Here is a 24152-nt window from a genome sequence, read left to right on the forward strand (position 1 = left end):
ATGACGAAATCATTAATTTTAGTGAGCCACGGTCGTTTCTGTGAAGAACTTAAAGGTAGCACAGAGATGATTATGGGACCACAAGATAACATTCATGCGGTCGCTCTTCTTCCAGAAGATGGACCAGAAGAATTTACTGCTAAGTTTGAAGCTGCTGTTGAAGGATTGGATGATTTCCTAGTCTTTGCGGATCTTCTTGGCGGAACTCCATGTAACGTGGTGAGCCGTTTGATTATGGAAGGTCGTGATATTGAACTTTATGCAGGAATGAACCTTCCAATGGTCATTGAGTTTATCAATGCAAGCCTAACTGGAATGGATGCGGACTATAAGAGTCGTGCTTCAGAAAGCATTGTGAAAGTTAATGATTTATTGGCAAGCTTCGACGACGATGAAGATGAATAATACTCTTCAAAAATCAAATTCAAACCACGTCAGCTTCGCCTTGCCGTATATATGTTACTGACTTCGTCAGTCTTATCCGGCAACCTCAAAGCAGTGCTTTGAGCAACCTTCGGCTAGCTTCCTAGTTTGCTCTTTGATTTTCATTGAGTATAAGATGTGATTGCGTTAAAACGTTAAATCATCTTATAGAAAATATACATGGGAATGGGAGCGACTCCCATTCCCATGTTTTCAATCATGAAACAATATTAGATTAGAGGTTTTCAATGCTAGATTATACAAAAGAAGATTTGCTTGAGTTGGGAGCAGAGATCACCACACGCGAAATTTACCAACAACCAGATGTTTGGAAGGAAGCTTTTGAATCTTACCAAGCACGCCGTGATGAAATTGCAGCCTTTTTGCAAGGAATTGCAGATAAACATGACTACATCAAGGTTATCCTGACTGGTGCTGGGACTTCAGCTTATGTAGGCGACACCTTAGTTCCATACTTCAAGGAAGTCTATGACGAACGTAAATGGAATTTCAATGCTATTGCTACAACAGATATCGTTGCAAACCCACAAACCTATTTGAAAAAAGACGTGGTAACTGTTTTGGTATCATTTGCACGTAGTGGAAACTCACCTGAGAGTGTAGCAACCGTTGACTTGGCTAAGGCTTTAGTTGACGAGCTTTATCAAGTGACAATCACTTGTGCGGCTGAAGGGAAATTAGCACTTCAAGCTCACGGTGATGATCGCAACCTCTTACTTTTGCAGCCGGCAGCTTCTAATGATGCTGGATTTGCTATGACATCAAGCTATACTTCAATGATGTTGACAGCCCTTTTGGTCTTTGATCCAACTGAATTTGCTGTTAAAGCTGAACGTTTTGAAGTGCTTTCTAGTCTTGCTCGCAAAGTCCTTGACAATGTGGCAGATGTGAAAGAGTTGGTTGACCTAGACTTTAACCGAGTGATTTACTTAGGTGCAGGTCCATTCTTCGGACTTGCTCATGAAGCACAACTGAAAATTTTGGAATTGACTGCTGGTCAGGTTGCGACAATGTATGAAAGTCCAGTCGGCTTCCGTCACGGTCCAAAATCTCTTATCAATGAAGATACTGTAGTTTTAGTCTTTGGTACTACAACAGACTATACTCGTAAGTATGACTTAGACTTGGTTCGTGAAGTTGCAGGGGACCGAATCGCTCGTCGCGTTGTTCTCTTGAGTGATCAAGCCTTTGGTCTTGAAAACGTTAAGGAAGTAGTACTTGGCTGTGGCGGTGTCTTGAATGACGTTTACCGTGTATTCCCTTATATTGTTTATGGTCAACTATTTGCTCTCTTGACTTCGCTTAAGGTTGGAAACAGACCTGATACACCATCACCTACAGGTACAGTAAACCGCGTCGTTCAAGGTGTTATTATCCACGAATTCAAATAATAAGGAGAAAAGGATGAAAACATACACAGAACGTGTATTTGGGAAAGTTGATGGCAAGGATGTTGTCGCTTATCGCTTTGAAACGGAAGCAGGCTACCAACTAGAAATCATGACCTATGGTGCAACGATTCTACGCTATGTAACTCCTGATAAGGCTGGTAATTTTGCCAATGTTATCCTAGGCTTTGATGATTTTGATAGCTATGTAGGTAACAGTCCTAAACATGGAGCGAGTGTAGGTCCAGTTGCAGGTCGTATCGCAGGTGCGACATTCGAATTGAATGGGAAAACCTATGAACTCGAAGTCAATAACGCAAGCAACTGTAACCACAGTGGTTCAACAGGTTGGGATTCTAGTTTGTTTGAGCTAGTCGAGGTGAGCGACCATGGTTTGACTCTTTACACAGAAAGAACAGACGGTACAGGAGGTTTCCCTGGGAACCTTAAAATTTGGATTAGCTACCACTTGGAAGAAACTGGTGCTTACGAAGTTAGCTACAAGGTGACGACAGACAAAGATACTTTGGTCAATCCGACCAACCATAGCTACTTTAACTTATCAGGTGATTTCACTCAGACTGTTGACCGCCATGTATTCCAACTGAATACAGAAGGTATTTATCCAATCGCTCCTGACGGTGTCCCAGCTAAAGCTCCAGATGCTGATCGTGATGTGGTCAAACATATCTACAATGGCGCCTTGTTGAAGGATATCTTTGCAGAAGAAGATGAGCAAATCCAACTCGTATCTGGTTTGGACCACCCATTTGCTCTGCCTGCAGGACATGACAATGCTGGTTTCCTCTATGACCAAGGTTCAGGTCGCTTCCTTCTCTTCAAGACAGAAGCTCCTTGCTTTGTAGTTTACACCGCAAACTTTGTGGATGAGAGTGTCATTATCGCTGGTCAGCCGATGATTCAGCACAATGGAATTGCTCTTGAAGCGCAGGCTTTACCAGATGCTATTCACAGTGACCTGAAAGATCAAGTCATTCTAAAAGCAGGAGAGACTTTCACTAGCAAAACTCGTTACGAAATTGTCGTTAAATAATAAAAATTCTCTGAAGTCATAGGATTTCAGAGAATTTTTTATTATTCTTCATCTGGTGTGAGAATCATCGGAATGATGATTGGTTCACGTTCAGTGTTTTCGTAAAGGAATGGTCGAATGGCGTTTACGATAGCACCATTGACAGACTGGACGCTGGCATCCTTGTTTTTCAAAGCGATACGAATAGCATTGAAAAGGATGCGCTGACTTTGACGGATCAAGTCGCCAGATTCGCGCATGTAGACGAAACCACGACTAAGGATATCTGGTCCAGAAATAATCATCTGAGACTCAAAGTCTACCGTTGCGACAGCAAGTACGACACCGTCTTCGGATAGGTCTCGGCGGTCTTTTAGGACTGCCGCACCGATTTCGCCGATCCGATTTCCATCGACGTAGATATCTTGAGCATTGAAATGACCAGCGATACGAGCAGAGTTTGCAGTAAGGGCAAGGACATCACCATTGCTCATGATAAAGATATTGTCCTTCTCAACTCCAGTATCTACGGCAAGTCCAGCGTGGACTTTTTGCATGCGATATTCACCGTGAACAGGCATGAAGTATTTTGGTTTGATGAGGCGGAGCATGAGTTTCTGTTCTTGCTGACCACCATGTCCAGATGTATGGATGTTGTTAATCTTACCATGGATGACTTCAACACCAGCTTCAGAAATGATGTTAATCAGCTTGTTAACGCTAGTGGTGTTTCCAGGGATTGGACTAGATGAGAAGATAACCGTATCGCCAGGTTGGAGTTGCACTTGACGGTGGGTTCCGTTAGCGATACGAGAGAGAGCCGCCATAGGTTCACCCTGGCTACCTGTACAGAGGATAAGAATTTCACCTGCAGGGTAATCTTTGATTTCATTTGCTTCGATGAAGGTTCCTTTTGGCGCTTTGATGTAGCCAAGTTCGATTCCGTTGACAATGGCCTTTTCCATAGAGCGTCCAAAGACAGCAATCTTACGCCCTGTTTTGACAGCGGCATCAGTTGCTTGTTGGAGACGGAAGATATTTGAGGCAAAGGATGCAAAGATGATGCGCCCCTCGATACCTTGGATAATCTTCATAATAGACTGACCAACGACCTTTTCAGAGTTTGTAAAGGTTGGTACTTCAGCATTTGTCGAGTCTGAGAGTAAGCAAAGCACTCCGTCTTCACCTAGGGCTGCCATACGGTGCAAGTCTGCAGGTTCACCAACTGGTGTAAAGTCAAACTTGAAGTCACCGGTACAGACGATTTTTCCTTGAGGTGTGTGGATAACAATTCCCAAAGGTTCTGGGATCGAGTGAGTTGTTCTAAAGAAAGTTGCTTTAAGATTTTTAAAGGTCAACTCAGTGTTGTGGTTGATTTCGTGAAGTGTAGCATTGCGCAAAAGGCCATGCTCTTCGAGTTTTCCACGGATCAAAGCGAGGGCTAGTGGACCTGCATAGATAGGGATATTTGCTTGCTTGAGCAAGAAAGGAATCCCACCAATATGGTCCTCGTGTCCGTGGGTAATCAAGAGAGCCTTGACGCGGTCGATATTTTCGACAATGTAAGAGTAATCAGGGATAACGTAGTCGATACCAAGCAAGTCATCCTCGGGGAATTTAATCCCTGCATCAACAATGATGATTTCGTCTTGGTATTCGATTCCGTATGTATTTTTACCGATTTCTCCTAGACCACCAATGGCAAAAACGCCCACTTCTTCTGGTTTAAGAGTATAGGCCATATTAGAACTCCGTAATTTCGAATGCGCCAGTTTCTTTTTCGTAGTCTAGCAATTTGTCTGATAAGAGCTCGATATACTCAACGTTGAATTCTGGACGGTTTTTTTCAACAAGTTCACGGGCAATGATACGTCCCTCAAGTTCTGAGCTGGCATCAATGTCTAAGTAAAGTGAGCGTGTTGTTTCACGACGTGGGCTACGGTCTTTTGTTTCTTGATAAAAAACTTTGTAAATCATGTGTTTCCTTTCTGTTTTCAGGTCAGCTGTATTCAAAAAATTACCAGCTTGAAGCTGTTTGTTTCTATTTCATTTTCTGCCTGTATTGACCTTGATTCGTTACAATTATCTCAATTATAACATAAAAAGGGGAATTAGTAAAAGCAGGAAACATGAAAGTAAGGAGCCTGAAATGTGTTTCATTTTGCCTGATACAAGTATTTGAAGACTTTGGAATCAAGTGCTATAATAAAGTTAGAAAAGAGGTTTTTCCTTATGAAGGAGGGCAGGACATGTTTCAACTAGCTATTATCATTCGTCTTCTGGCCTTTGCGGGATTTGTTGCCTGTGTTTACGGAGGAAATGTTTTGTATACTCGGCTAGAGTATCGGAAAGCCAAGCTCATTTGGAAGATTAGCTTCGTGACTCTGTATTCGTTTTTCCTTCTCCTAGTGACCTATGTGGTCTGGTTCGTATTTTACTTTGGTTTGAATTCTTGAGTGCTTGTCCTGTCTATTTGGCAGGGCATTCTTGTTTGGAAACAAAGAAAATTCCCATGTGTCAGCTTTTGTAGTATAATAGTAAACAGACAAAAAGATAGGAATGTGTTATGAAAGTATTAGCTTTTGATACGTCCAGCAAGGCTCTTTCTCTAGCTATTTTAGAGGACAAGCAGCTTCTTGCTGAGACCACGATTAATATCAAGAAAAATCACAGTATTAGCCTCATGCCTGCTATTGATTTTTTGATGGCGAGTTTGGATTTGACGCCAAAGGATTTGGATCGAATCGTCGTAGCAGAGGGGCCGGGTAGCTATACAGGTTTGCGAATCGCAGTAGCAACTGCCAAGACCTTGGCTCATACCTTAAACATTGAGTTGGTAGGTATGTCGAGCCTTTTAGCTCTGCTACCGAATCAAGAGGAAGGTCTGGTTGTTCCTTTGATGGATGCACGCCGTAACAATGTATACGCAGGATTTTATGAACATGCTCAACCTGTCTTTCCCGAAGCTCACCTGTCTTTCGAGGAAGTCCTTGAGCAAGTCAAGGATGCTGAACAGGTGACCTTTGTTGGAGAAGTGGGTCCCTTTGTGGAGCAGATCCAAGAACAATTACCACAGGCCAACTATCAAGAAACCTTACCAAACGCAGCGAATCTTGCTCTTTGGGCATGGGACAAGGAAGCAGACTCCTTGCACGATTTTGTGCCGAATTACCTCAAACGTGTCGAAGCTGAGGAAAATTGGCTCAAGAACCACGCCGAGTCTGGCGAGTCCTACATTAAACGCCTATGATAGAGATTAAACGAATCCAACAGCAGCCTGACTTGGCTCAAGCTATCTATACAGTCATGACAGATGTTTATCCAGTTAGTCCTTGGACGTTGGAACAAATCCAAGCAGACCAGTCTCAAGACCAGACTTGGTATGCTCTGGCTTATGATGGGGAAGAAGTGATAGGTTTTCTAGCAATTCAGGAGAATCTTTTTGAAGCAGAAGTCCTGCAAATTGCTGTCAAAAAAGCCTATCAAGGTCAGGGGATAGCCTCAGCCTTGTTTGCAACATTGCCGATAGACAAGGAGATTTTCCTCGAAGTCAGAAAGTCAAATCAAAGAGCGCAAGCATTTTACAAGAAAGAAAAAATGGCTGTCATCGCTGAGAGAAAGGCCTATTACCATGATCCAGTCGAGGACGCTATTATCATGAAGAGAGAAATAGATGAAGGATAGATATATTTTAGCATTTGAGACATCCTGTGATGAGACCAGTGTCGCCGTCCTGAAAAACAACGACGAGCTCTTGTCCAATGTCATTGCTAGTCAAATTGAGAGTCATAAACGTTTTGGTGGCGTAGTGCCAGAAGTGGCTAGCCGCCACCATGTTGAAGTCATTACAGCCTGTATCGAGGAGGCGCTATCAGAAGCAGGAATTACTGAAAACGATGTGACAGCTGTGGCGGTTACCTACGGACCAGGCTTGGTAGGAGCCTTGCTTGTTGGTTTGTCAGCAGCCAAGGCCTTTGCTTGGGCACATGGCCTTCCCCTGATTCCTGTGAATCATATGGCTGGTCATCTCATGGCGGCTCAAAGTGTGGAGCCTTTGGAATTCCCCTTGTTAGCCCTTTTAGTCAGTGGTGGACACACAGAGTTGGTCTATGTGTCTGAGGCTGGTGATTACAAGATTGTTGGCGAAACACGAGATGATGCAGTTGGTGAGGCCTATGATAAGGTCGGTCGTGTCATGGGCTTGACCTATCCAGCAGGTCGTGAGATTGATGAGTTAGCTCATAAAGGTCAGGATGTGTATGATTTCCCTCGTGCCATGATCAAGGAAGACAATCTGGAGTTTTCATTCTCAGGTTTGAAGTCTGCCTTTATCAATCTCCACCACAATGCCGAGCAAAAGGGAGAAAGCTTGTCCAAGGAAGACCTATCTGCATCCTTCCAAGCAGCAGTTATGGATATTCTCATGGCAAAAACCAAGAAGGCCTTGGAGAAATACCCTGTTAAAACCCTAGTTGTGGCAGGTGGCGTGGCTGCCAATAAAGGTCTCAGAGAACGATTGGCAGACGAAATCACTGATGTCAAGGTTATCATTCCACCTCTACGTCTTTGCGGAGACAATGCAGGAATGATTGCCTATGCTAGCGTCAGCGAGTGGAACAAAGAGAACTTTGCAGGCTTGGAGCTAAATGCCAAACCCAGCCTCGCTTTTGATACTATGGAATAAAGAGTTAGCTCAGCGTTAACTCTTTTATCTTGGACAAATGCGCGAGTTTTTTAGTATAGTAGACATATGAGATTTAAAAAAATAATTAGTGTAGCACTTGCCCTAGTGGTATTGTTGCTGTCTCTGCTGGTTTTTCAGCTGTTTCAAAAGACGCAATTGGTCATGTTTGAATCTATTTCATTTAACATGCCCCTCGAATCCTTTGAAAAAGTGTTTGGAAAACCTAATGAAATAGTAGAAGAAACAGAAACTGGTTATCATGATACTTGGCATGCAAAAGATCCCTATCTCTATAAAACTGGGCGCCTTTTCTACGACTATGAAAATTTTAAATGGAAAGGTTATAGTGGTCGTGTGACTTTTACTTTTTCAGAATCGCATCGTTTACAAGGGGCGTCGGTTTATTTCCCTGTGGCTTCCAAAGCTCAACAGAAAGAAATCTTTTATCAAATGACCAAAGATATGAAAGCAGAAATCGAAGCTCTACCCAATTTTCAGTCTTTGAAAGTTGATGCCTTGACAGGGGATGATATTGTTGGTTATCGCTTTAAGGTCAAACTGAAAGGGCAAAAGAGAGAGCTCTGGATTGATGTCTATCCTACAGAATATGAGGATGATGACAATCCTGAGATTAACCAATATAATATTCGAATTGATCAATCTCGACTCGATTAGCTCTAGCGATTGATTGCCTGCAATCTTGTTTGCCAGCTTGGTGGCAGTAGAATGATATATCTGTAATAATGAGGAAGTTTATGAAAGAAAAAGGATTTTTGGAAGGAGTCCAGGCAGCAGTACCAACGGCTTTAGGCTATGTCAGTATCGGCCTTGCTTGTGGGATTATCGGTGCGCCCTACGTAACACCTGTGGAAATGGGCTTGATGAGTCTCTTTGTTTATGCGGGCAGTGCTCAGTTTGCCATGATAGCTTTGATTGCAGTTCAAGCTCCTGTGGCAGCCATTGCCATGACAGTTTTTTTGATCAATCTGCGTCTCTTTTTGTTGAGTTTACATGCGTCGACCTACTTTCGTCACACCAGTCTTTGGCACAATATCGGCATGTCCAGTCTTTTGACCGATGAGACCTACGGGGTTTTGATGGGCGAGCTGGTTCATAGGGACAAGGTTAATCCTATGTGGATGCATGGAAACAATCTCAACAGCTATCTATCTTGGTTTGTCGGGACTGTTGTTGGGACTGCTCTAGGTGGACTTTTGCCAAATCCGGAAGTTATTGGTCTAGATTTTGCCCTAGTGGGGATGTTTATCGGGATTTTTACTTCCCAGTTTCAAATTATGCAAAAACGGATTCCCTTGCACAACCTCTTCATCATTTTAGGAGTTGTTGCCCTTTCCTTCTTTATACTCTTGACAGTGGTGTCCCAGTCACTAGCTGTACTGTTTGCGACCTTGCTAGGTTGTACTATGGGGGTGATTTTGGATGGTAAGTAAGTATATTTTAATGGCAATTATCTTATCTGGCTTGGTGACCTGGATTCCGAGAATGATTCCTTTCATCCTTGCTAAGTACAAAGGATTACCAGTAATCGTAGAGCGTTTTTTGAAATTTTTACCTGTATCTATTATCTTCGCCTTGATTCTTTCAAGTGTAGTGACAGGAAAAGTTGGAAGTTTCCCACAGATAAAGTGGTTAGACTTTCTAGCAGTCTTTCCGACAGCCTTTGTCGCCTTTCGTTACCGCAATCTGGTGGGGACGGTTCTCTTTGGAGTGGTCTTGATAGCAGTCCTACGCTTGGTTTTTTAATCAGCCATAAAGAAAACCTATGGCAAATATAGAAATCATATAATGGCGCAATTGCTTTTTTTCTGTTAAGATAAGACTGTATCTTATTTTGGAGGAAATATCATGAAAAAAATCGTCAAATATTCATCTCTTGCTGCCCTAGGGCTTGTAGCCGCAGGTGTATTGGTAGCTTGCTCAGGCGGTGAGAAGAAAGATGCGGCATCAGGTGATGCAACAACTGCTAAGAAAGAAATCGTTGTAGCAACTAATGGATCACCAAAACCATTTATCTATGAAGAAAATGGTGAATTGACAGGTTACGAGATTGAGCTTGTTCGTGCTATCTTTAAAGACTCAGACAAGTATACTGTCAAGTTTGAAAAGACAGAGTGGTCAGGGATTTTCCCAGGACTTGATAGCGATCGTTACCAAATGGCCGTTAACAACCTCAGTTATACCAAAGAACGTGCAGAGAAATACCTCTACGCAGCGCCAACTGCTAAAAATCCTAACGTTCTTGTTGTGAAGAAGGACGACACTAGCATCAAGTCTCTTGACGATATCGGTGGAAAATCTACTGAAGTCGTTCAAGGAACAACCTCAGCTAAACAATTGGAAGCATACAACACAGAACATGCGGACAATCCAACTATCCTTAATTATACTAAGGCAGATTTCCAACAAATCATGTCTCGTTTGAGCGATGGACAATTTGACTATAAGATTTTTGACAAGATCGGTGTAGAGACAGTTATCAAAAACCAAGGTTTGGATAATTTGAAAGTCATCGAACTCCCAAGTGACCAACAACCTTATGTTTATCCACTTCTTGCCAAAGGTCAAGATGAGTTGAAGGCTTTTGTGGACAAACGCATCCAAGAACTTTATAAAGATGGAACGCTTGAAAAACTATCTCAACAGTTCTTTGGTGGTTCTTACCTCCCAGCAGAAGCTGACATTAAATAGTTAAAAATTACCTCTGTTAGTGACAGGGGTATTTTTTATGTAAGCACATTCAAAAAAACGACTGGATTGCCTCATATTCTTTGACAGAGGCCCTTTAAATAGATTATAATAGTATATAATACCTTTAAAGGAGATTGTCATGAAATACAAAAAATTTCTATCCTCATTTACATTAGCGACTGCTTTGTTAGCAGCAAGTGCGATAAATCAGGAAGTTCAAGCTAATGAAAAGCCTGTAGATGCTAAGGAAAAAGCTGTTACACCATCATCATCTGAAAAACAGATTACAGATGCGCAAAAGGAAGTTAAGAAAGCTCAAGCGTCTGTAGATGAAAAAGCTTCAAAAGAAGCGGAGGCAAAAAAGGACTTAGCCAAGGCTGATAAAAAGGTTGCTGAGACAAAAGAAGCTATCAATATCGCTAAAAATGCTGATGCTATCATCGAAGAAGAATCAAAAGTAGCATCTGAGAAGAGCGCTGAAAAAACAGAAGCTGACAAAGCTTTGGCAAACGCAGAATCTACAGCAACTGCAGCTAAATCTGCAGAAACTGCAGCTAAAGAAGCTAGCCAATCTGCCAATGAAAAGCGTGATGCTAAAGCAGCAGAGGTAAAGGCGAAACAAGCTGAACTCGATGGCATGACTGATGAAAGTCTTAAAAATCAAATCTCTAATACAGAAAACGATATTAAAAAGGCAGATCAGTCTATTCAAGAACAAACTAAAGCAGCAAGTGAAGTAGCGAATAAGATAGCAGATAAACAAAAGGAACTTGACAATTACAAACCAACAGTTTTGAAAAAAGTCTTGAATCCAGAAGAACAAGGTCATAAAGCTCCAGCATCTGAGGATGGTTATGACTATAACAAGCAACATCGCCCTAAAGACGCCTCAGGTAATCCTTTGATGGAGAATGTTGACTTCCAAGGTGTTCGTGAAGTTGAAGTGGAAGCGACTGAAGAAATGAAACGCTTCACTAAGGCTATGGCTGATTACAATGCAAATCCATCCAAATATAAAACAAGACCAGTCTTTAAGTTTGTTGTGGATAATCGCAAATTGACAGAAGCTTTCATTGAGGTAGCAAATGAACTCCGTCGCGCTAATGGTGTTACACAAGATTTAGCTCTAGACGAAGCCTACATCAAACATGCAGAAGAACGTTCAAATGAAATGGCTACTACTGGTATCCTAAGCCATGATACCAAGTTATCACACCCAGATGGAGAAGATGTTCGTGTAGAAAATATCGGAATGGATTATGCAATTCCTGGAACAGATGGTGGACCAAACTTTGTGGAAGTTAAAAATGGTCAAACGATTTATAATTACGATAAGATTATGAGTTATAAACAGTATGCTTATAAAATCCTTTTAGCTTGGTATGCAGACTTTAATAATATAAAAGGAATCGACTACGGACACCGCAGAGCCCTTCTTACACCGGTTGGAGGGAAAGTAGGAGTTGCCCAAGGAACGATTGAAGGAAAAAATCCTAATAACATTTATTATACATATACAAGTAATGCCTATTCACCTGAAACAGTGAAGGAATACACGTCTAATTTCTATGCCTTTAAGGACGATGATAAATTGCATCCGACTTTCTATGGTAAACGCATGAAGTTCTTGCCTGAGCATCACTTTGTATACGTTGAAAAAACAGTTATTGACAAATCTGCTGACCTTAAGGCTGAACTTGCATCATTGAAAGCAGAAAAAGCTGACAAAGATGCGAAAAAAGTAGCTGCTGAAACTAAAAAAGCTGACTTGTTAGTAGCTTTGGATAAATTAAATAAACAAGCCAATAATTTATCAAGTTCACGTGAACAAGTTAAAAAAGACTTGGAACAAGCGAAATCTGATTTGGCAACCTTGACTGCAGATGCGAAAGCAAAAGCTGACTTAGTTGCTACGAAATCACAAGAAGCAACTAAAGCAAGTCAAAATCTAAAAGCCTTGCAAGCCAAGGTAGCAGAATTGGCTACAGCTATTAAAAATGCAGAAGAAAAACGCGATAAAGCAATGACCTTGAAAGGTCAAGCATCAGCCTTGGAAACAACTTTGAAGCAAGCAGAAACTGATAAAGCAAATGCACAGAAAGTTAGTGATCAAGCAGAAGCTGAGTTGAAATTGGCTCAAACAGCCTTGGCAGAAGCTAAAGCGAAGCTACAAGCTTTATTAGATGTACTTGAAGCAGAGAATATGCTGAAAGTGGCAGAAAAAGACGGAATGATTATTGGGCTACCAAAAAATGCACCAATTCAAGACCCACTTCCAGAATTTGATCTTCGTAAACTTGCTGATAAACCTCAAGGTGCAGAAGCTAATAAACCTGGAGAAAAAGCTTCTACTAAAGTATTACCAAATACAGGAACAAACTCAGGTGTAGATGAACAAACGACTCTGTTTGGAGTTTACGGTTTACTTGCGAGTCTCGGCTTAGCAGGCATCGTAACACGACGCAGAAGACAAGGTGAATAAATCTTAAAAGCTATCTAGCAATCAGCTAGATGGCTTTTTTGTAGAATGATAGATGTGAGGATAGGTCAAATGGTAGCTTAATAGGTATAGTTTCAAACTATATGTCTGCCTATCTAATAACAATTTGCGAAATCAAATAAAGTATGAGATACTATTACGGTATTATTTTTAAAGGAGAAAGAATCATGAAAATCAAAAAATGGTTAAGCGTAGCAGCGATCGCTACAGTAGCAGGCCTTGCACTTGCAGCTTGCGGAAATTCAGACAAGAAAGCGGACAATACAACTACAGTTAAAATTGCGACTGTTAACCGTAGCGGTTCAGAAGAAGCACGCTGGGACAAAGTTCAAGAATTAGTTGAAAAAGACGGAATTAAATTGGAATTCACAGAGTTTACAGACTACTCACAACCAAATAAAGCAACTGCTGATGGTGAAGTAGACTTGAACGCTTTCCAACACTACAACTTCTTGAACAACTGGAACAAAGAAAACGGTAAAGATCTTGTAGCGATTGCGGATACTTACATCTCACCAATCCGTCTTTACTCAGGTTTAAACGGAAGTGAAAACAAGTACACTAAAGTGGAAGAAATCCCAGATAACGGTGAAATCGCAGTACCTAACGATGCTACAAACGAAAGCCGTGCCCTTTACCTTCTTCAATCAGCTGGTTTGATTAAATTGGATGTTTCAGGAACTGCACTTGCGACAATCGCAAACATCACAGAAAATCCAAAGAACTTGAAAATCACTGAATTGGACGCTAGCCAAACAGCTCGTTCATTGTCATCAGTTGATGCAGCTGTTGTAAACAACACTTTTGTTACAGAAGCAAAATTGGACTACAAGAAAGCACTCTTTAAAGAGCAAGCTGACGAAAACTCAAAACAATGGTATAACATCATCGTTGCGAAAAAAGATTGGGAATCATCACCTAAAGCTGATGCAATCAAGAAAATTATCGCAGCTTACCACACTGACGAAGTGAAAAAAGTCATCGAAGAAACTTCAGACGGCTTGGATCAACCAGTTTGGTAATAAACACAGGGAGGTGGGAGAGATTTTTCCACCTCTTGCTTTTATATAGAGCCTAAAACAAATGAAATCCACTTGTATTGATTCTAAAGGTACAAGTCCTAGTAGAAAGGTAGAGAGAAAATGGTTTTCCCTAGCCAAGAAGAACAAATTGAAAAGTTTGAAAAGGATCATGTAGCGCAACATTATTTTGAAGTTTTGCGTACTTTGATTTCTAAAAAATCAGTCTTTGCCCAACAAGTCGGCCTGAAAGAGGTAGCTCGTTATCTAGGTGAGATTTTTAAACGTGTTGGTGCAGAAGTTGAGATTGACGAGAGCTATACAGCGCCTTTTGTCATGGCACATTTCAAAAGTTCACGACCAAATGCCAAGACTATCATTTTCTACAACCACTATGACACAGTGCCAGCAGATGGTGATCAAGTTTGGACCGAGGATCCCTTTACACTCTCTGTGCGTGATGGCATTATGTATGGACGCGGGGTTGACGATGACAAGGGGCATATCACTGCTCGCTTGAGCGCTCTGAGAAAATACATGCAACATCATGATGATCTCCCAGTCAATATCAGCTTCATCATGGAAGGGGCAGAGGAATCGGCCTCTATGGATTTGGATAAATATTTAGAAAAACATGCGGACAAACTCCGAGGCGCAGATTTATTAGTCTGGGAACAAGGAACAAAGAATGCTTTAGAACAGTTAGAAATCTCTGGTGGAAACAAGGGGATTGTGACCTTTGATGCCAAGTTCAAAAGTGCAGACGTCGATATCCATTCTAGCTATGGTGGAGTCATCGAATCAGCTCCATGGTATCTCATTCAAGCTTTGACAAGTCTTCGCGCTACCGACGGCCGTATCTTGGTAGAAGGTTTGTACGATGATGTGCAGGAACCAAACGAACGTGAGTTAGCCTTGGTTGAAACCTATGCCCAACGCAATCCAGAGGAAATCAGTCAGATTTATGGCTTGGAATTGCCACTTTTACAAGAGGAACGTACCGCCTTTCTAAAACGTTTTTTCTTTGAACCAGCGCTCAATATCGAAGGAATTCAGTCTGGTTATCAAGGTCAAGGAGTTAAAACGATTTTGCCAGCAGAGGCTAGTGCCAAGCTAGAAGTCCGTTTGGTTCCAGGGCTTGAACCCCATGATGTTTTGGAGAAAATCCGAAAACAACTAGACAAAAATGGCTTTGATAAGGTAGAATTGTACTATACTTTGGGTGAGATGAGTTATCGAAGCGATATGAGTGCACCATCCATTCTCAATGTCATTGAGCTGGCCAAGAAATTCTATCCACAGGGTGTATCTGTCTTGCCAACAACAGCTGGTACAGGTCCAATGCATACGGTATTTGATGCCTTAGAAGTACCTATGGTTGCCTTTGGTCTAGGGAATGCCAATAGCCGAGACCACGGTGGAGATGAAAATGTGCGAATCGCAGATTATTACACCCATATTGAATTAGTAGAGGAGCTAATTAGAAGTTATGAGTAGAGACATTATCAAATTAGACCAGATTGATGTGACTTTTCATCAAAAGAAAAGAACCATCACAGCGGTCAAGGATGTGACCATTCACATTCAAGAAGGGGATATCTACGGGATTGTAGGATATTCTGGAGCAGGGAAATCAACCCTGGTTCGTGTTATTAATCTTTTACAAAAACCATCTGCAGGTCGAATTACTATAGATGATGATGTGATTTTCGATGGGAAAGAAACCTTAACTGCCGGGCAATTACGTCGCAAACGTCAGGATATTGGGATGATTTTCCAACACTTTAACCTTATGAGTCAGAAGACAGCAGAGGAAAATGTAGCCTTTGCCCTCAAACATTCTGGACTCAGTGAGAAAGATAAGAAGGCTAAAGTGGCTGAATTATTAGACTTGGTCGGATTGGCTGACCGTGCTGAAAACTATCCTTCACAACTTTCTGGTGGACAAAAACAACGTGTGGCTATTGCGCGTGCTTTGGCTAATGATCCAAAAATCTTGATTTCTGACGAGTCAACTTCAGCTCTTGATCCAAAGACGACAAAACAAATCTTGTCTCTTTTACAAGATTTGAATCGTAAACTAGGTTTGACCATTGTCTTGATTACGCATGAGATGCAGATTGTCAAAGACATTGCTAATCGTGTGGCAGTCATGCAGGATGGCCGCTTGATTGAAGAAGGTAGCGTTCTTGAAATCTTCTCAGATCCTAAGCAACCATTGACCCAGGACTTTATCTCAACGGCTACTGGTATCGATGAAGCTATGGTCAAGATTGAAAAGCAAGAAATCGTGGAGCACTTATCTGAAAACAGCATTTTGGTACAACTCAAGTATGCAGGTGCTTCTACAGATGAGCCACTTTTAAATGAGTTGTACAAACACTACCAAGTAACAGCCAATATTCTCTATGGGAATATCGAAATTTTGGATGGCACTCCTGTTGGTGAGCTTGTAGTTGTCTTGTCAGGAGAAAAAGAAGCCTTGGCAAGCGCTCAAGATGCTATTCGTCAGGCTGGTGTGCAACTAAAAGTATTGAAGGGAGGACAGTAAGATGGCAGACTTGATCCAAACATATTTACCAAACGTTTACAAGATGGGTTGGTTAGGCCAAGCGGGCTGGGGGACAGCTATTTACTTAACGCTTTATATGACGGTTCTTTCCTTTATCATTGGAGGATTCCTAGGACTAGTTGCAGGACTTTTCCTCGTCTTAACTGGACCGGGTGGCGTCTTAGAAGATAAAGTTGTTTTTTGGGTTTTGGATAAGATTACCTCAATCTTTCGTGCGGTTCCCTTTATCATTCTCTTAGCAGTCTTGTCACCCTTCTCTCATATGATCGTAGGGACAAGTATCGGGCCAAATGCGGCTATCGTACCGCTTTCTTTTGCAGTTTTTGCCTTCTTTGCTCGTCAGGTTCAAGTAGTTTTATCAGAACTTGATGGTGGTGTCATTGAGGCTGCTCAAGCAAGTGGAGCTACATTCTGGGACATTGTAGGAGTTTACCTATCAGAAGGTCTGCCAGACTTGATTCGTGTGACGACTGTAACCTTGATTTCCCTTGTCGGTGAAACAGCTATGGCGGGAGCAGTTGGGGCTGGAGGTATCGGTAACGTAGCTATCGCTTATGGTTTTAACCGTTATAATCACGATGTGACTATTCTTGCGACCCTCATCATTATCTTGATTATCTTTTCTATCCAGTTTTTGGGAGATTTCTTGACCAAGAAATTAAGTCATAAATAAAAAAGAGCCATCTGGCTCTTTTTTATGATATTTTATGTGCTAATTTCTTACTAAGCGCTTGTCCAATAAGGGCACCAAGTAAAGCTCCGATGAGAACACTTGTGATAAAGAGGAGGATATTAGCAGGATTCGGTGCAACCATAATGCGATCGATATATTCCTGAGATTTTCCACGAGCGACTAGAGTTGCGATATAGGCTTGAGGGGTCAACCACATGAGTAGGATGGGACCAGTAGTACCAAAGGCAAAAACTAGGAAGGAAAGAAGGTTTTTCACCTTATCCTTGTAATGTCCTAGGTGAGCGATGCCATCTGCTGCAAGACCGCAGATAATACCTGGCAGAAAGGCTCCAGCACCATGCTTACTCCCGAGGAAAAAGAGAGCAATCACAAGCCCTATCGAAGTAATCGCTCCGAAACGAGGAACCTTTGCTAAAAGAATCATATAGACGCTACCACCTACAAGAGCAGAAAAGGCAGGGGCGTAAAACATATTTCCAGTGTGGTCGACAAGGTTCCCTAGTAGAACCCCCACTCCGATACAGAGAAAGTAGACAAGGGCAGCAACAAGGGTTGTCAAGATATTCTTTTTCATAAGTTCTCCTTCGTATATCTGATGCTATTCATTGTATCATGCATGGCTCAGATTGTAAATGCTGGCCGACATTTGCTATTTGTCCAGAGACTAGATGAAAGAGGAATAGACTAAAGATATTTCTTTACTTCTCCGACTGTCCCAATCCCTTTATTTATGGTAAAATAGGACTATTAAGTTAGAAAGAGGATTCTCTATGAAATTACAAAAACCAAAAGGAACGCAGGATATTTTACCTGCTGACTCTGCCAAATGGCAGTACGTTGAAGGATTTGCGCGTGAAATCTTCAAACGCTACAACTACGCAGAAGTACGTACCCCAATTTTTGAGCACTACGAAGTCATCAGTCGTTCTGTTGGAGACACAACCGATATCGTAACCAAGGAAATGTATGATTTCTATGACAAGGGTGACCGCCATATTACCCTCCGTCCAGAAGGAACTGCTCCAGTCGTTCGTTCTTATGTGGAAAACAAACTCTTCGCACCAGAAGTGCAAAAGCCAAGCAAGTTCTACTACATGGGCCCAATGTTCCGCTATGAGCGCCCACAAGCAGGGCGTTTGCGCCAATTCCACCAGATTGGTGTGGAGTGCTTTGGCTCTAGCAATCCAGCTACCGATGTAGAAACGATCGCTATGGCAGCCCACTTCTTGAAAGCAATCGGCATTCAAGGCGTCAAACTACACCTCAACACTCTTGGAAATCCTGAGAGTCGTGCGGCCTATCGTCAAGCCTTGATTGAATACTTAACACCGCTCAAAGATAGCTTATCTAAAGATAGCCAACGTCGTTTGGAGGAAAACCCTCTCCGTGTCTTGGACTCGAAGGAAAAAGAAGACAAGGTGGCAGTGGAGAATGCACCATCTATCTTGGATTACCTGGATGAAGAAAGCCAAGCCCACTTTGATACTGTTCGTCAGATGTTGGAGAATCTAGGAGTAGACTTTATCATCGATACCAATATGGTGCGTGGTCTGGACTACTACAACCACACCATCTTTGAGTTTATCACAGAGATTGATGGCAATGACTTGACAGTTTGTGCAGGTGGTCGCTACGATGGCTTGGTTGCTTACTTCGGGGGTCCTGAGACTGCTGGCTTTGGCTTTGGACTTGGTGTAGAGCGTCTTCTTCTAGTCCTTGAAAAACAAGGCGTGGCCCTACCTATCGAAAACGCCCTAGATGTTTATATTGCTGTTCTTGGTGAAGGAGCTAACCTGAAAGCCTTGGAGTTAGTACAAGCATTGCGCCAACAAGGCTTCAAAGCAGAGCGTGATTACCTCAATCGTAAACTTAAAGCTCAGTTCAAATCAGCCGATGTTTTTGGAGCTAAGACCCTCATCACCCTAGGAGAGAGCGAAGTCGAAAGTGGACAAGTCAAGGTTAAGAACAACCAAACGCGAGAAGAAGTTCAAGTTTCCCTTGATGTTATCAGTCAAAATTTCTCAGAAGTTTTTGAACAATTAGGATTCTAATAGAAAAGTAATGAACCAGGGATTTATTCCTGGTCTTTTTACTTAGTAATAAAAAAGACGACCGTTGAAATCAAATTTTACAAAAAATGGCTCAGAAAAACTGAACGTTTAATAGAATAAAATGCTAAAAAATAAGAAAAACTCTTGTAAACGTATTCAAAAAATGCTATGATATATCTGATTAATAAATAGGAGTCAATCATGAATCATTTTAAAAAGAACGCGATGCGGATGTTTGCATTTTTAGGTATAATCGTGTTATCTTTGACAGTACTGACAACAGTATTTGCGGCTGATGTTACAGACTATACCAATAAAACAACAATCACTGTTGATGGTCAACCATTGACATCAGAAACTCAAATCAGCACAGGTAAAGTGTTGGAAGCAACCAATACCATTTCTTTCCCTGATACTCAACAAATTAAGGAAGGCGATGTACTGGTACTTGATCTTCCTAAAGAATTGGGCTTGATTACTAAACTAGAATTTCCAATTACCCATAGCAGTGGTGAAGTAATTGGGAATGCAGTAACAGACCCAAGTACTCAAAAAGTAACGATTACCTTTACCGATTATTTCTCTAAGAATTACAAAGATAAGGTAATGACTTTGAAATATTCAGTGCGTCCAAATGTAACCAACTTACCAGAATCGGGTAAATATACTTTCCAATTCGGGACAGAAAATTATACCCTTAATTATGATAAAACAGACGGTGAAGCTGGTGACTATGAAATGAAATATGGTTACCAAGATTCAGAAAATCCTAAACGCATCAAGTGGCGTGTTGTTTTGAACGCAGTTCAAGATAAATTAAACAACATGGTTATCAAGGATGACTTTAGTGATAGTGGACAAGTCTTGGTAGAAAGCTCTTTCCGTGCCGTTCGTTATGCGACTCAACCAGAAAAAATTCCAAATGAAGCAGCTCTTCTTAAATTGGAACCAATCGATAACTTTAGCAAAAAAGCTGAATTCACTCGAAATGCGGATGGTAAAATCACAGGGTTCACCATTAACTTTGGTGACAACTGGAACTGGGCAATGTACATTGAGTACACAACAGAATTAACTTCAGAACTTCCAAAAGGTACTAAAGTTGCCAATGTTTTGGAATGGTCAGCAAGTAACTTCCAAAAATCTCGTTCAGTCAGTGCATTGACTCGTTTAGAAACAGGTTCAGGTGAGGGTAGTGGAGATAAGACTACTACAACTACGACCACAACAACCACGACTACAACTACAACAACCACAACGACAGAAGAACCAACGACCACTTCTACAACTACAACGACAGAAGGTCCAGCGACCACTTCAACAACCACAACGACAGAAGAACCAGCGACCACTTCTACAACTACAACGACAGAAGGTCCAGCGTCAACTTCAACAACTACAACAACAGAAGAACCAGCGACCACTTCTACAACTACAACGACAGAAGGTCCAGCGTCAACTTCAACAACCACAACAACAGAAGAACCAACGACAACTTCTACAACAACAGAAGAATCAACAACAACGACTACGACAACCTCAAAACCAGACGTTCCTGGGACAACTACTACGGAGGAGAAACCAAAACTTCCTCAAACTGGCGAATCAGTAGGAACTGGTTTGGTGTTTGCGGGAATCGTCATCTTATCAAGTACAGTTGTATTGAAACGTAAATATTCTAACAAGTAATAGTTTCGTTTCTTAAAAAAGGAGAGAACAAGATTCTCTCCTTTTAATATTATAAGAATTCATGTATAAAAAACCGAACTTTATTAGTCTGTTTTTGACTAAAATAATAATTTTTTTGTACTTTAGAGTTACAAAAAAGCTAAATGTATCTAAATAAGGATGAAAAAATACTTTAATACTTTCAATCACTTGCAATAATAAATAAATATGATATAATCAATTTTAAAATTGATAATTTTATATTGTCATTTTAAAAAGAAAAGGGAGCCATAATGAAAAAGTTTGTAAAAACTAGTTTTGTGCTGTCATTATTTATCTCTATATTGGCAGTATTTTTTGTTGTGTCATCTGGAAAGGTGCACGCTGATACATCTAAAAAAGTGGATGTTATCACAGAAGTAAAAATTCAAAATGACAAAGGTGAGGCTTTGACAGGACCGGTTGGTCGATTTGACAGTTTCCGTCTGAATGCAAAATTTGCTTTAGAGGGGAAAAATGTTAAAGCTGGAGATACAACAGAAGTTAGCATAGCTTCTCCGATTGATATTAAGTCTCAGGATTTTGAAATTAATGACTCAATTACTGGTAAATTGATCGCTAATGCAAAGGTTGATGCCGCTGCTGGTAAAATTATCTTGACCTTTACAAAATTTGTGGAAGAAAAAAATGACGTTTCAGGTTCATTTTTCTTCTATGCTCAAGTTAATAAAGTGAAATCTCCAAACGATGGAGAAGTTCCGGTTAAAGTTTCTGTAAATGATAAAGAGAAATTCACTGGTAAAGTTACAAGTGGGACGATTGGTGGAGGCTACCGCTACTCTATCATTAAATCAGGTTGGAGCGAAGTAGGAAACAAAGAGCTTGGTTTCCGAATTTCTGTAAATAGAACCAATGAAGTAATTAACGACGCTGTTATTACTGATACCTTGAAATCAAAAGGTATCACATACAAGCCAGGAAGTTTCAAGATTAAAAAAGGAACTTGGGAATATACCAATGGTAAATGGGTACTCAAGAACGCAAAAGATGTTACAGCTGACTATAAAGTGATTATTAATGGAGATTCATTTTCTATTAACCTAGGTAACATTGCTGCAGACGACCAATTTGCCATTGAATATTGGGCAGATGTGAACTATGATGTTGTTGATGGTGAAAGAATTCTTAACCAAGCTACTATCAAGGGAAGTAATAAGGATGAATACGCATCAAACAGTACAGTGAAAATCCAAATTGCCGGTGGTGAAGGGATTGGTTACGAATTTAGTATCAAAGTTACTAAGGTAGACGACCAAAACGGCCCTCTTAAGGGTGCGAAATTCCAAGTTGTTCGTCAAGCAACTGGTCAAGTTATTGGTGAATTTGAGTCAGATGCGAATGGTGAATTTACTGTTCAAAATATCTTGCGTGACAAATACATCATTAAAGAAATTAAAGCGCCAGAAGGTTATGAGTTGGCGGCAGATACTGTTGTGGAAGCTGGTGAATTTAAAACACCCAAAGCTCCAGTAGAGAAGACGATTGTAGACCAAAAAACGACAACTACAACTACAACAACTACGACCACAACGACAACAACAACTGAAGAGCCGACGACAACTTCAACGACTACAACGACAGAAGAGCCGACGACAACAACTACAACTACCACAACCGAAGAGCCAACTACAACAACTACAACTACCACAACCGAAGAGCCAACTACAACAACTACAACTACCACAACTGAAGAGCCAACTACAACAACTACAACTACCACAACCGAAGAACCGACGACAACTACGACTACCACAACCGAAGCGCCGACGACAACTACGACAACCACAACGACAGAAGCGCCGATGACAACTACAACAACTACAACGACAGAAGCGCCGACGACAACTACGACAACCACAACGACAGAAGAGCCGACGACTACTTCAACAACCACAACGACCGCAGAGCCGACGACCACTTCAACAACCACAACAACCGAAGAGTCAACGACAACTTCTACTACAGAAGCAACAACTGAGTCGACTACAGGTTCAACTTCAGAAACAACAGAAGCGACTACTGAGGAAACTACAGTTTCGACAGAAGAGCCAACGACAGTTTCGACAACAACAGAAGAACCAACAACCACTTCAACAACTACAACGACAGAAGAATCAACGACAACTACAACGACTACGACAACCTCAAAACCAGACGTTCCTGGAACAACTACGGAGGAGAAACCAAAACTTCCTCAAACTGGTGAATCAGTAGAAACTGGATTGGTATTTGCGGGAATCGTCATCTTATCAAGTACAGTTGTATTGAAACGTAGATATTCTAACAAGTAATAGTTTAGTTTCTTTAAAGAGGAGAGAGCAAGGTTCTCTCCTTTTTTAAAAGTGAATAGTATATGGAGCATTTAGATGAAACTATCAATTCTTATCACTCTTTTAAATGAAGAATTAGTTCTAGCTCAAACGCATAAAGCCATCTCTGAGAAGTTAGAGAGTATGATTTTATCGGAAGAACTATCTGACTACGAAATTCTCTATGTGGATGACGGCAGTAGCGATAGCACACTAAAACTAATCGATGCTATTGCGGATGAAAACCCACGGGTCAAGTATATCAGCTTTAGTAGAAACTTTGGTCGCGAGAGTGGAATTCTTGCTGGTTTTAAGTATGCAACTGGCGATGCGGTTATGGTGATGGATGGAGACTTGCAACATCCGCCTTATCTGATTCCTCTCTTTGTAGAAGCTTATAAAGAAGGATACGATATTGTCAGTGGTCAGAGAAGTCGAGAAGGGGAGTCATTTGTAGGGAGCTTCTTTGCTCGTAGTTTCTATAAATTCTCGAACCATTCCATGGATGTCAAGTTAACAGACGGGAAATCTGAATTACGACTCCTCAGCAAGAGAGCTGTGGATGTGTTTGTTTCGCTGCCTGAGTACAATCGATTTAACAAAGGGCTCTATGAGTGGATTGGTTTTAAAGAGAAGGTTATCCCTTATAAAAATGAAGTTCGTAAAGCAGGAAAAAGCAAATTTGGCTTTAAGAAGTCTATGAACTATGCTTTCCAGGGGATTATCTCATTTAATGATCGTCCTCTTAGAATTTGTATCCAATTTGGATTTGTCAGCATGGCTCTGTCTCTTCTCTACATTGTTTATGAGTTTTGTAAATTTATCTTTTCTTCCGACTATACGAGTGGCTATTTCACTACAATAGCAGCCATCATCTTGTTTAGCAGTGTGCAGCTGATCTTCATCGGTGTACTTGGAGAGTATATCGGAAAGATTTATTACGAGGTGAAGCAACGTCCTCACTTTATCGTCGCGAAAAGTAATATTGACCAAGCTGAAAAAGATAAGATTGGTTAAGAAG

At 41.2% G+C, this 24152-nt stretch carries 23 protein-coding genes; 20 read left to right on the plus strand and 3 right to left on the minus strand.

From position 1 onward, the window contains the following. The 3 genes from ACWPUA_RS04195 (at position 1) to ACWPUA_RS04205 (ending at position 2886) form a co-directional block, all read left to right on the plus strand. On the plus strand, positions 1-405 hold the full coding sequence (locus ACWPUA_RS04195) for a PTS sugar transporter subunit IIA (RefSeq protein WP_000167445.1): 405 nt from the start codon (positions 1-3) through the stop codon (positions 403-405). A gap of 266 nt (positions 406-671) precedes the next feature. Continuing rightward, positions 672-1835, plus strand: coding sequence for an SIS domain-containing protein (locus tag ACWPUA_RS04200; RefSeq protein WP_454379361.1), 1164 nt, complete (start codon positions 672-674; stop codon positions 1833-1835). Positions 1836-1848: 13 nt separating this feature from the next. Then, positions 1849-2886: an aldose epimerase family protein gene (locus tag ACWPUA_RS04205; protein ID WP_454379363.1), complete on the plus strand. Its 1038-nt coding sequence runs from the start codon at positions 1849-1851 to the stop codon at positions 2884-2886. A 41-nt stretch (positions 2887-2927) separates the two neighbouring features. Here the strand turns inward: ACWPUA_RS04205 and rnjA are convergent, their stop codons facing one another. Together rnjA and ACWPUA_RS04215 are read right to left on the minus strand one after the other, a co-directional pair. Further along, positions 2928-4607, minus strand: a complete 1680-nt coding sequence (rnjA, locus tag ACWPUA_RS04210; RefSeq protein WP_254724644.1) for a ribonuclease J1 — start codon at positions 4605-4607, stop codon at positions 2928-2930. Position 4608: 1 nt separating this feature from the next. Further along, entirely contained in the window at positions 4609-4842 is a 234-nt protein-coding gene (locus ACWPUA_RS04215; RefSeq protein ID WP_006149161.1) for a DNA-dependent RNA polymerase subunit epsilon, read from the minus strand. 272 nt (positions 4843-5114) lie between these two features. Between ACWPUA_RS04215 and ACWPUA_RS04220 the strand changes: the two genes are divergently transcribed. From ACWPUA_RS04220 to ACWPUA_RS04280, 13 genes are all read left to right on the plus strand, one after another. Beyond that, complete coding sequence (locus ACWPUA_RS04220; RefSeq protein WP_314944393.1) at positions 5115-5321, plus strand: hypothetical protein; 207 nt, start codon at positions 5115-5117, stop codon at positions 5319-5321. Between the two features lie 110 nt (positions 5322-5431). Then, the gene (gene tsaB, locus ACWPUA_RS04225) at positions 5432-6115 is read left to right on the plus strand and encodes a tRNA (adenosine(37)-N6)-threonylcarbamoyltransferase complex dimerization subunit type 1 TsaB (RefSeq protein WP_454379367.1); all 684 of its coding nucleotides are present in this window, start codon (positions 5432-5434) and stop codon (positions 6113-6115) included. Beyond that, complete coding sequence (gene rimI / locus ACWPUA_RS04230) at positions 6112-6549, plus strand: ribosomal protein S18-alanine N-acetyltransferase (RefSeq protein ID WP_454379369.1); 438 nt, start codon at positions 6112-6114, stop codon at positions 6547-6549. Before tsaB ends, rimI begins: the two co-directional genes overlap by 4 nt. Further along, complete coding sequence (gene tsaD / locus ACWPUA_RS04235) at positions 6539-7549, plus strand: tRNA (adenosine(37)-N6)-threonylcarbamoyltransferase complex transferase subunit TsaD (protein ID WP_454379371.1); 1011 nt, start codon at positions 6539-6541, stop codon at positions 7547-7549. Before rimI ends, tsaD begins: the two co-directional genes overlap by 11 nt. Before the next feature lie 66 nt (positions 7550-7615). Continuing rightward, positions 7616-8224, plus strand: coding sequence for a hypothetical protein (locus tag ACWPUA_RS04240; protein ID WP_454379373.1), 609 nt, complete (start codon positions 7616-7618; stop codon positions 8222-8224). A gap of 80 nt (positions 8225-8304) precedes the next feature. Next, entirely contained in the window at positions 8305-9000 is a 696-nt protein-coding gene (locus ACWPUA_RS04245; RefSeq protein ID WP_454379375.1) for an AzlC family ABC transporter permease, read from the plus strand. After that, the gene (locus ACWPUA_RS04250) at positions 8990-9313 is read left to right on the plus strand and encodes an AzlD domain-containing protein (RefSeq protein WP_454379377.1); all 324 of its coding nucleotides are present in this window, start codon (positions 8990-8992) and stop codon (positions 9311-9313) included. The genes ACWPUA_RS04245 and ACWPUA_RS04250 overlap by 11 nt, the downstream gene beginning before the upstream one ends. Positions 9314-9415: 102 nt before the next feature. Next, entirely contained in the window at positions 9416-10258 is an 843-nt protein-coding gene (locus ACWPUA_RS04255) for an amino acid ABC transporter substrate-binding protein (protein ID WP_454379379.1), read from the plus strand. A gap of 139 nt (positions 10259-10397) precedes the next feature. Then, entirely contained in the window at positions 10398-12740 is a 2343-nt protein-coding gene (locus tag ACWPUA_RS04260; protein ID WP_454379381.1) for a hypothetical protein, read from the plus strand. 185 nt (positions 12741-12925) lie between these two features. Further along, on the plus strand, positions 12926-13780 hold the full coding sequence (locus ACWPUA_RS04265) for a MetQ/NlpA family ABC transporter substrate-binding protein (RefSeq protein WP_036755327.1): 855 nt from the start codon (positions 12926-12928) through the stop codon (positions 13778-13780). 120 nt (positions 13781-13900) lie between these two features. Continuing rightward, the gene (locus tag ACWPUA_RS04270) at positions 13901-15274 is read left to right on the plus strand and encodes a M20 family metallopeptidase (protein WP_036755324.1); all 1374 of its coding nucleotides are present in this window, start codon (positions 13901-13903) and stop codon (positions 15272-15274) included. After that, the gene (locus tag ACWPUA_RS04275; RefSeq protein ID WP_036755321.1) at positions 15267-16328 is read left to right on the plus strand and encodes a methionine ABC transporter ATP-binding protein; all 1062 of its coding nucleotides are present in this window, start codon (positions 15267-15269) and stop codon (positions 16326-16328) included. Before ACWPUA_RS04270 ends, ACWPUA_RS04275 begins: the two co-directional genes overlap by 8 nt. A 1-nt stretch (position 16329) precedes the next feature. After that, positions 16330-17022, plus strand: a complete 693-nt coding sequence (locus tag ACWPUA_RS04280) for a methionine ABC transporter permease (protein WP_036755318.1) — start codon at positions 16330-16332, stop codon at positions 17020-17022. Between the two features lie 22 nt (positions 17023-17044). Here the strand turns inward: ACWPUA_RS04280 and ACWPUA_RS04285 are convergent, their stop codons facing one another. After that, positions 17045-17617 carry an MptD family putative ECF transporter S component gene (locus ACWPUA_RS04285; protein ID WP_036755315.1) on the minus strand — a complete coding sequence of 191 codons (573 nt, stop codon included), beginning with the start codon at positions 17615-17617 and terminating at the stop codon, positions 17045-17047. A gap of 196 nt (positions 17618-17813) precedes the next feature. Here ACWPUA_RS04285 and hisS point away from each other — a divergent pair, with 196 nt between their 5' ends. The 4 genes from hisS (at position 17814) to pgfS (ending at position 24148) form a co-directional block, all read left to right on the plus strand. Further along, a complete protein-coding gene (gene hisS / locus ACWPUA_RS04290; RefSeq protein ID WP_036755312.1) occupies positions 17814-19094 on the plus strand; it encodes a histidine--tRNA ligase in 1281 nt (426 codons plus the stop codon). A 201-nt stretch (positions 19095-19295) separates the two neighbouring features. Further along, positions 19296-20783, plus strand: a complete 1488-nt coding sequence (locus ACWPUA_RS04295) for an Ig-like domain-containing protein (RefSeq protein WP_454379385.1) — start codon at positions 19296-19298, stop codon at positions 20781-20783. A 272-nt stretch (positions 20784-21055) separates the two neighbouring features. Continuing rightward, complete coding sequence (locus ACWPUA_RS04300; RefSeq protein WP_414271923.1) at positions 21056-23113, plus strand: Ig-like domain-containing protein; 2058 nt, start codon at positions 21056-21058, stop codon at positions 23111-23113. Positions 23114-23188: 75 nt separating this feature from the next. Continuing rightward, entirely contained in the window at positions 23189-24148 is a 960-nt protein-coding gene (gene pgfS / locus ACWPUA_RS04305; protein ID WP_006153165.1) for a glycosyltransferase PgfS, read from the plus strand. Positions 24149-24152 lie beyond the last annotated feature (4 nt).

Source organism: Streptococcus sp. Marseille-Q6504 (assembly GCF_965111625.1).

Coding starts and splice junctions, on each gene's coding strand:
- ACWPUA_RS04245 (WP_454379375.1), top strand. CDS start 8,305: ATGAAAGAAAAAGGATTTTTGGAAGGAGTCCAGGCAGCAGTACCAACG.
- ACWPUA_RS04295 (WP_454379385.1), top strand. CDS start 19,296: ATGAATCATTTTAAAAAGAACGCGATGCGGATGTTTGCATTTTTAGGT.
- ACWPUA_RS04205 (WP_454379363.1), top strand. CDS start 1,849: ATGAAAACATACACAGAACGTGTATTTGGGAAAGTTGATGGCAAGGAT.
- ACWPUA_RS04240 (WP_454379373.1), top strand. CDS start 7,616: ATGAGATTTAAAAAAATAATTAGTGTAGCACTTGCCCTAGTGGTATTG.
- rnjA (WP_254724644.1), bottom strand. CDS start 4,607: ATGGCCTATACTCTTAAACCAGAAGAAGTGGGCGTTTTTGCCATTGGT.
- pgfS (WP_006153165.1), top strand. CDS start 23,189: ATGAAACTATCAATTCTTATCACTCTTTTAAATGAAGAATTAGTTCTA.
- ACWPUA_RS04215 (WP_006149161.1), bottom strand. CDS start 4,842: ATGATTTACAAAGTTTTTTATCAAGAAACAAAAGACCGTAGCCCACGT.
- ACWPUA_RS04220 (WP_314944393.1), top strand. CDS start 5,115: ATGTTTCAACTAGCTATTATCATTCGTCTTCTGGCCTTTGCGGGATTT.
- ACWPUA_RS04195 (WP_000167445.1), top strand. CDS start 1: ATGACGAAATCATTAATTTTAGTGAGCCACGGTCGTTTCTGTGAAGAA.
- ACWPUA_RS04265 (WP_036755327.1), top strand. CDS start 12,926: ATGAAAATCAAAAAATGGTTAAGCGTAGCAGCGATCGCTACAGTAGCA.
- ACWPUA_RS04255 (WP_454379379.1), top strand. CDS start 9,416: ATGAAAAAAATCGTCAAATATTCATCTCTTGCTGCCCTAGGGCTTGTA.
- rimI (WP_454379369.1), top strand. CDS start 6,112: ATGATAGAGATTAAACGAATCCAACAGCAGCCTGACTTGGCTCAAGCT.
- hisS (WP_036755312.1), top strand. CDS start 17,814: ATGAAATTACAAAAACCAAAAGGAACGCAGGATATTTTACCTGCTGAC.
- ACWPUA_RS04280 (WP_036755318.1), top strand. CDS start 16,330: ATGGCAGACTTGATCCAAACATATTTACCAAACGTTTACAAGATGGGT.
- ACWPUA_RS04200 (WP_454379361.1), top strand. CDS start 672: ATGCTAGATTATACAAAAGAAGATTTGCTTGAGTTGGGAGCAGAGATC.
- tsaB (WP_454379367.1), top strand. CDS start 5,432: ATGAAAGTATTAGCTTTTGATACGTCCAGCAAGGCTCTTTCTCTAGCT.
- ACWPUA_RS04260 (WP_454379381.1), top strand. CDS start 10,398: ATGAAATACAAAAAATTTCTATCCTCATTTACATTAGCGACTGCTTTG.
- ACWPUA_RS04270 (WP_036755324.1), top strand. CDS start 13,901: ATGGTTTTCCCTAGCCAAGAAGAACAAATTGAAAAGTTTGAAAAGGAT.
- ACWPUA_RS04250 (WP_454379377.1), top strand. CDS start 8,990: ATGGTAAGTAAGTATATTTTAATGGCAATTATCTTATCTGGCTTGGTG.
- tsaD (WP_454379371.1), top strand. CDS start 6,539: ATGAAGGATAGATATATTTTAGCATTTGAGACATCCTGTGATGAGACC.
- ACWPUA_RS04275 (WP_036755321.1), top strand. CDS start 15,267: ATGAGTAGAGACATTATCAAATTAGACCAGATTGATGTGACTTTTCAT.
- ACWPUA_RS04285 (WP_036755315.1), bottom strand. CDS start 17,617: ATGAAAAAGAATATCTTGACAACCCTTGTTGCTGCCCTTGTCTACTTT.
- ACWPUA_RS04300 (WP_414271923.1), top strand. CDS start 21,056: ATGAAAAAGTTTGTAAAAACTAGTTTTGTGCTGTCATTATTTATCTCT.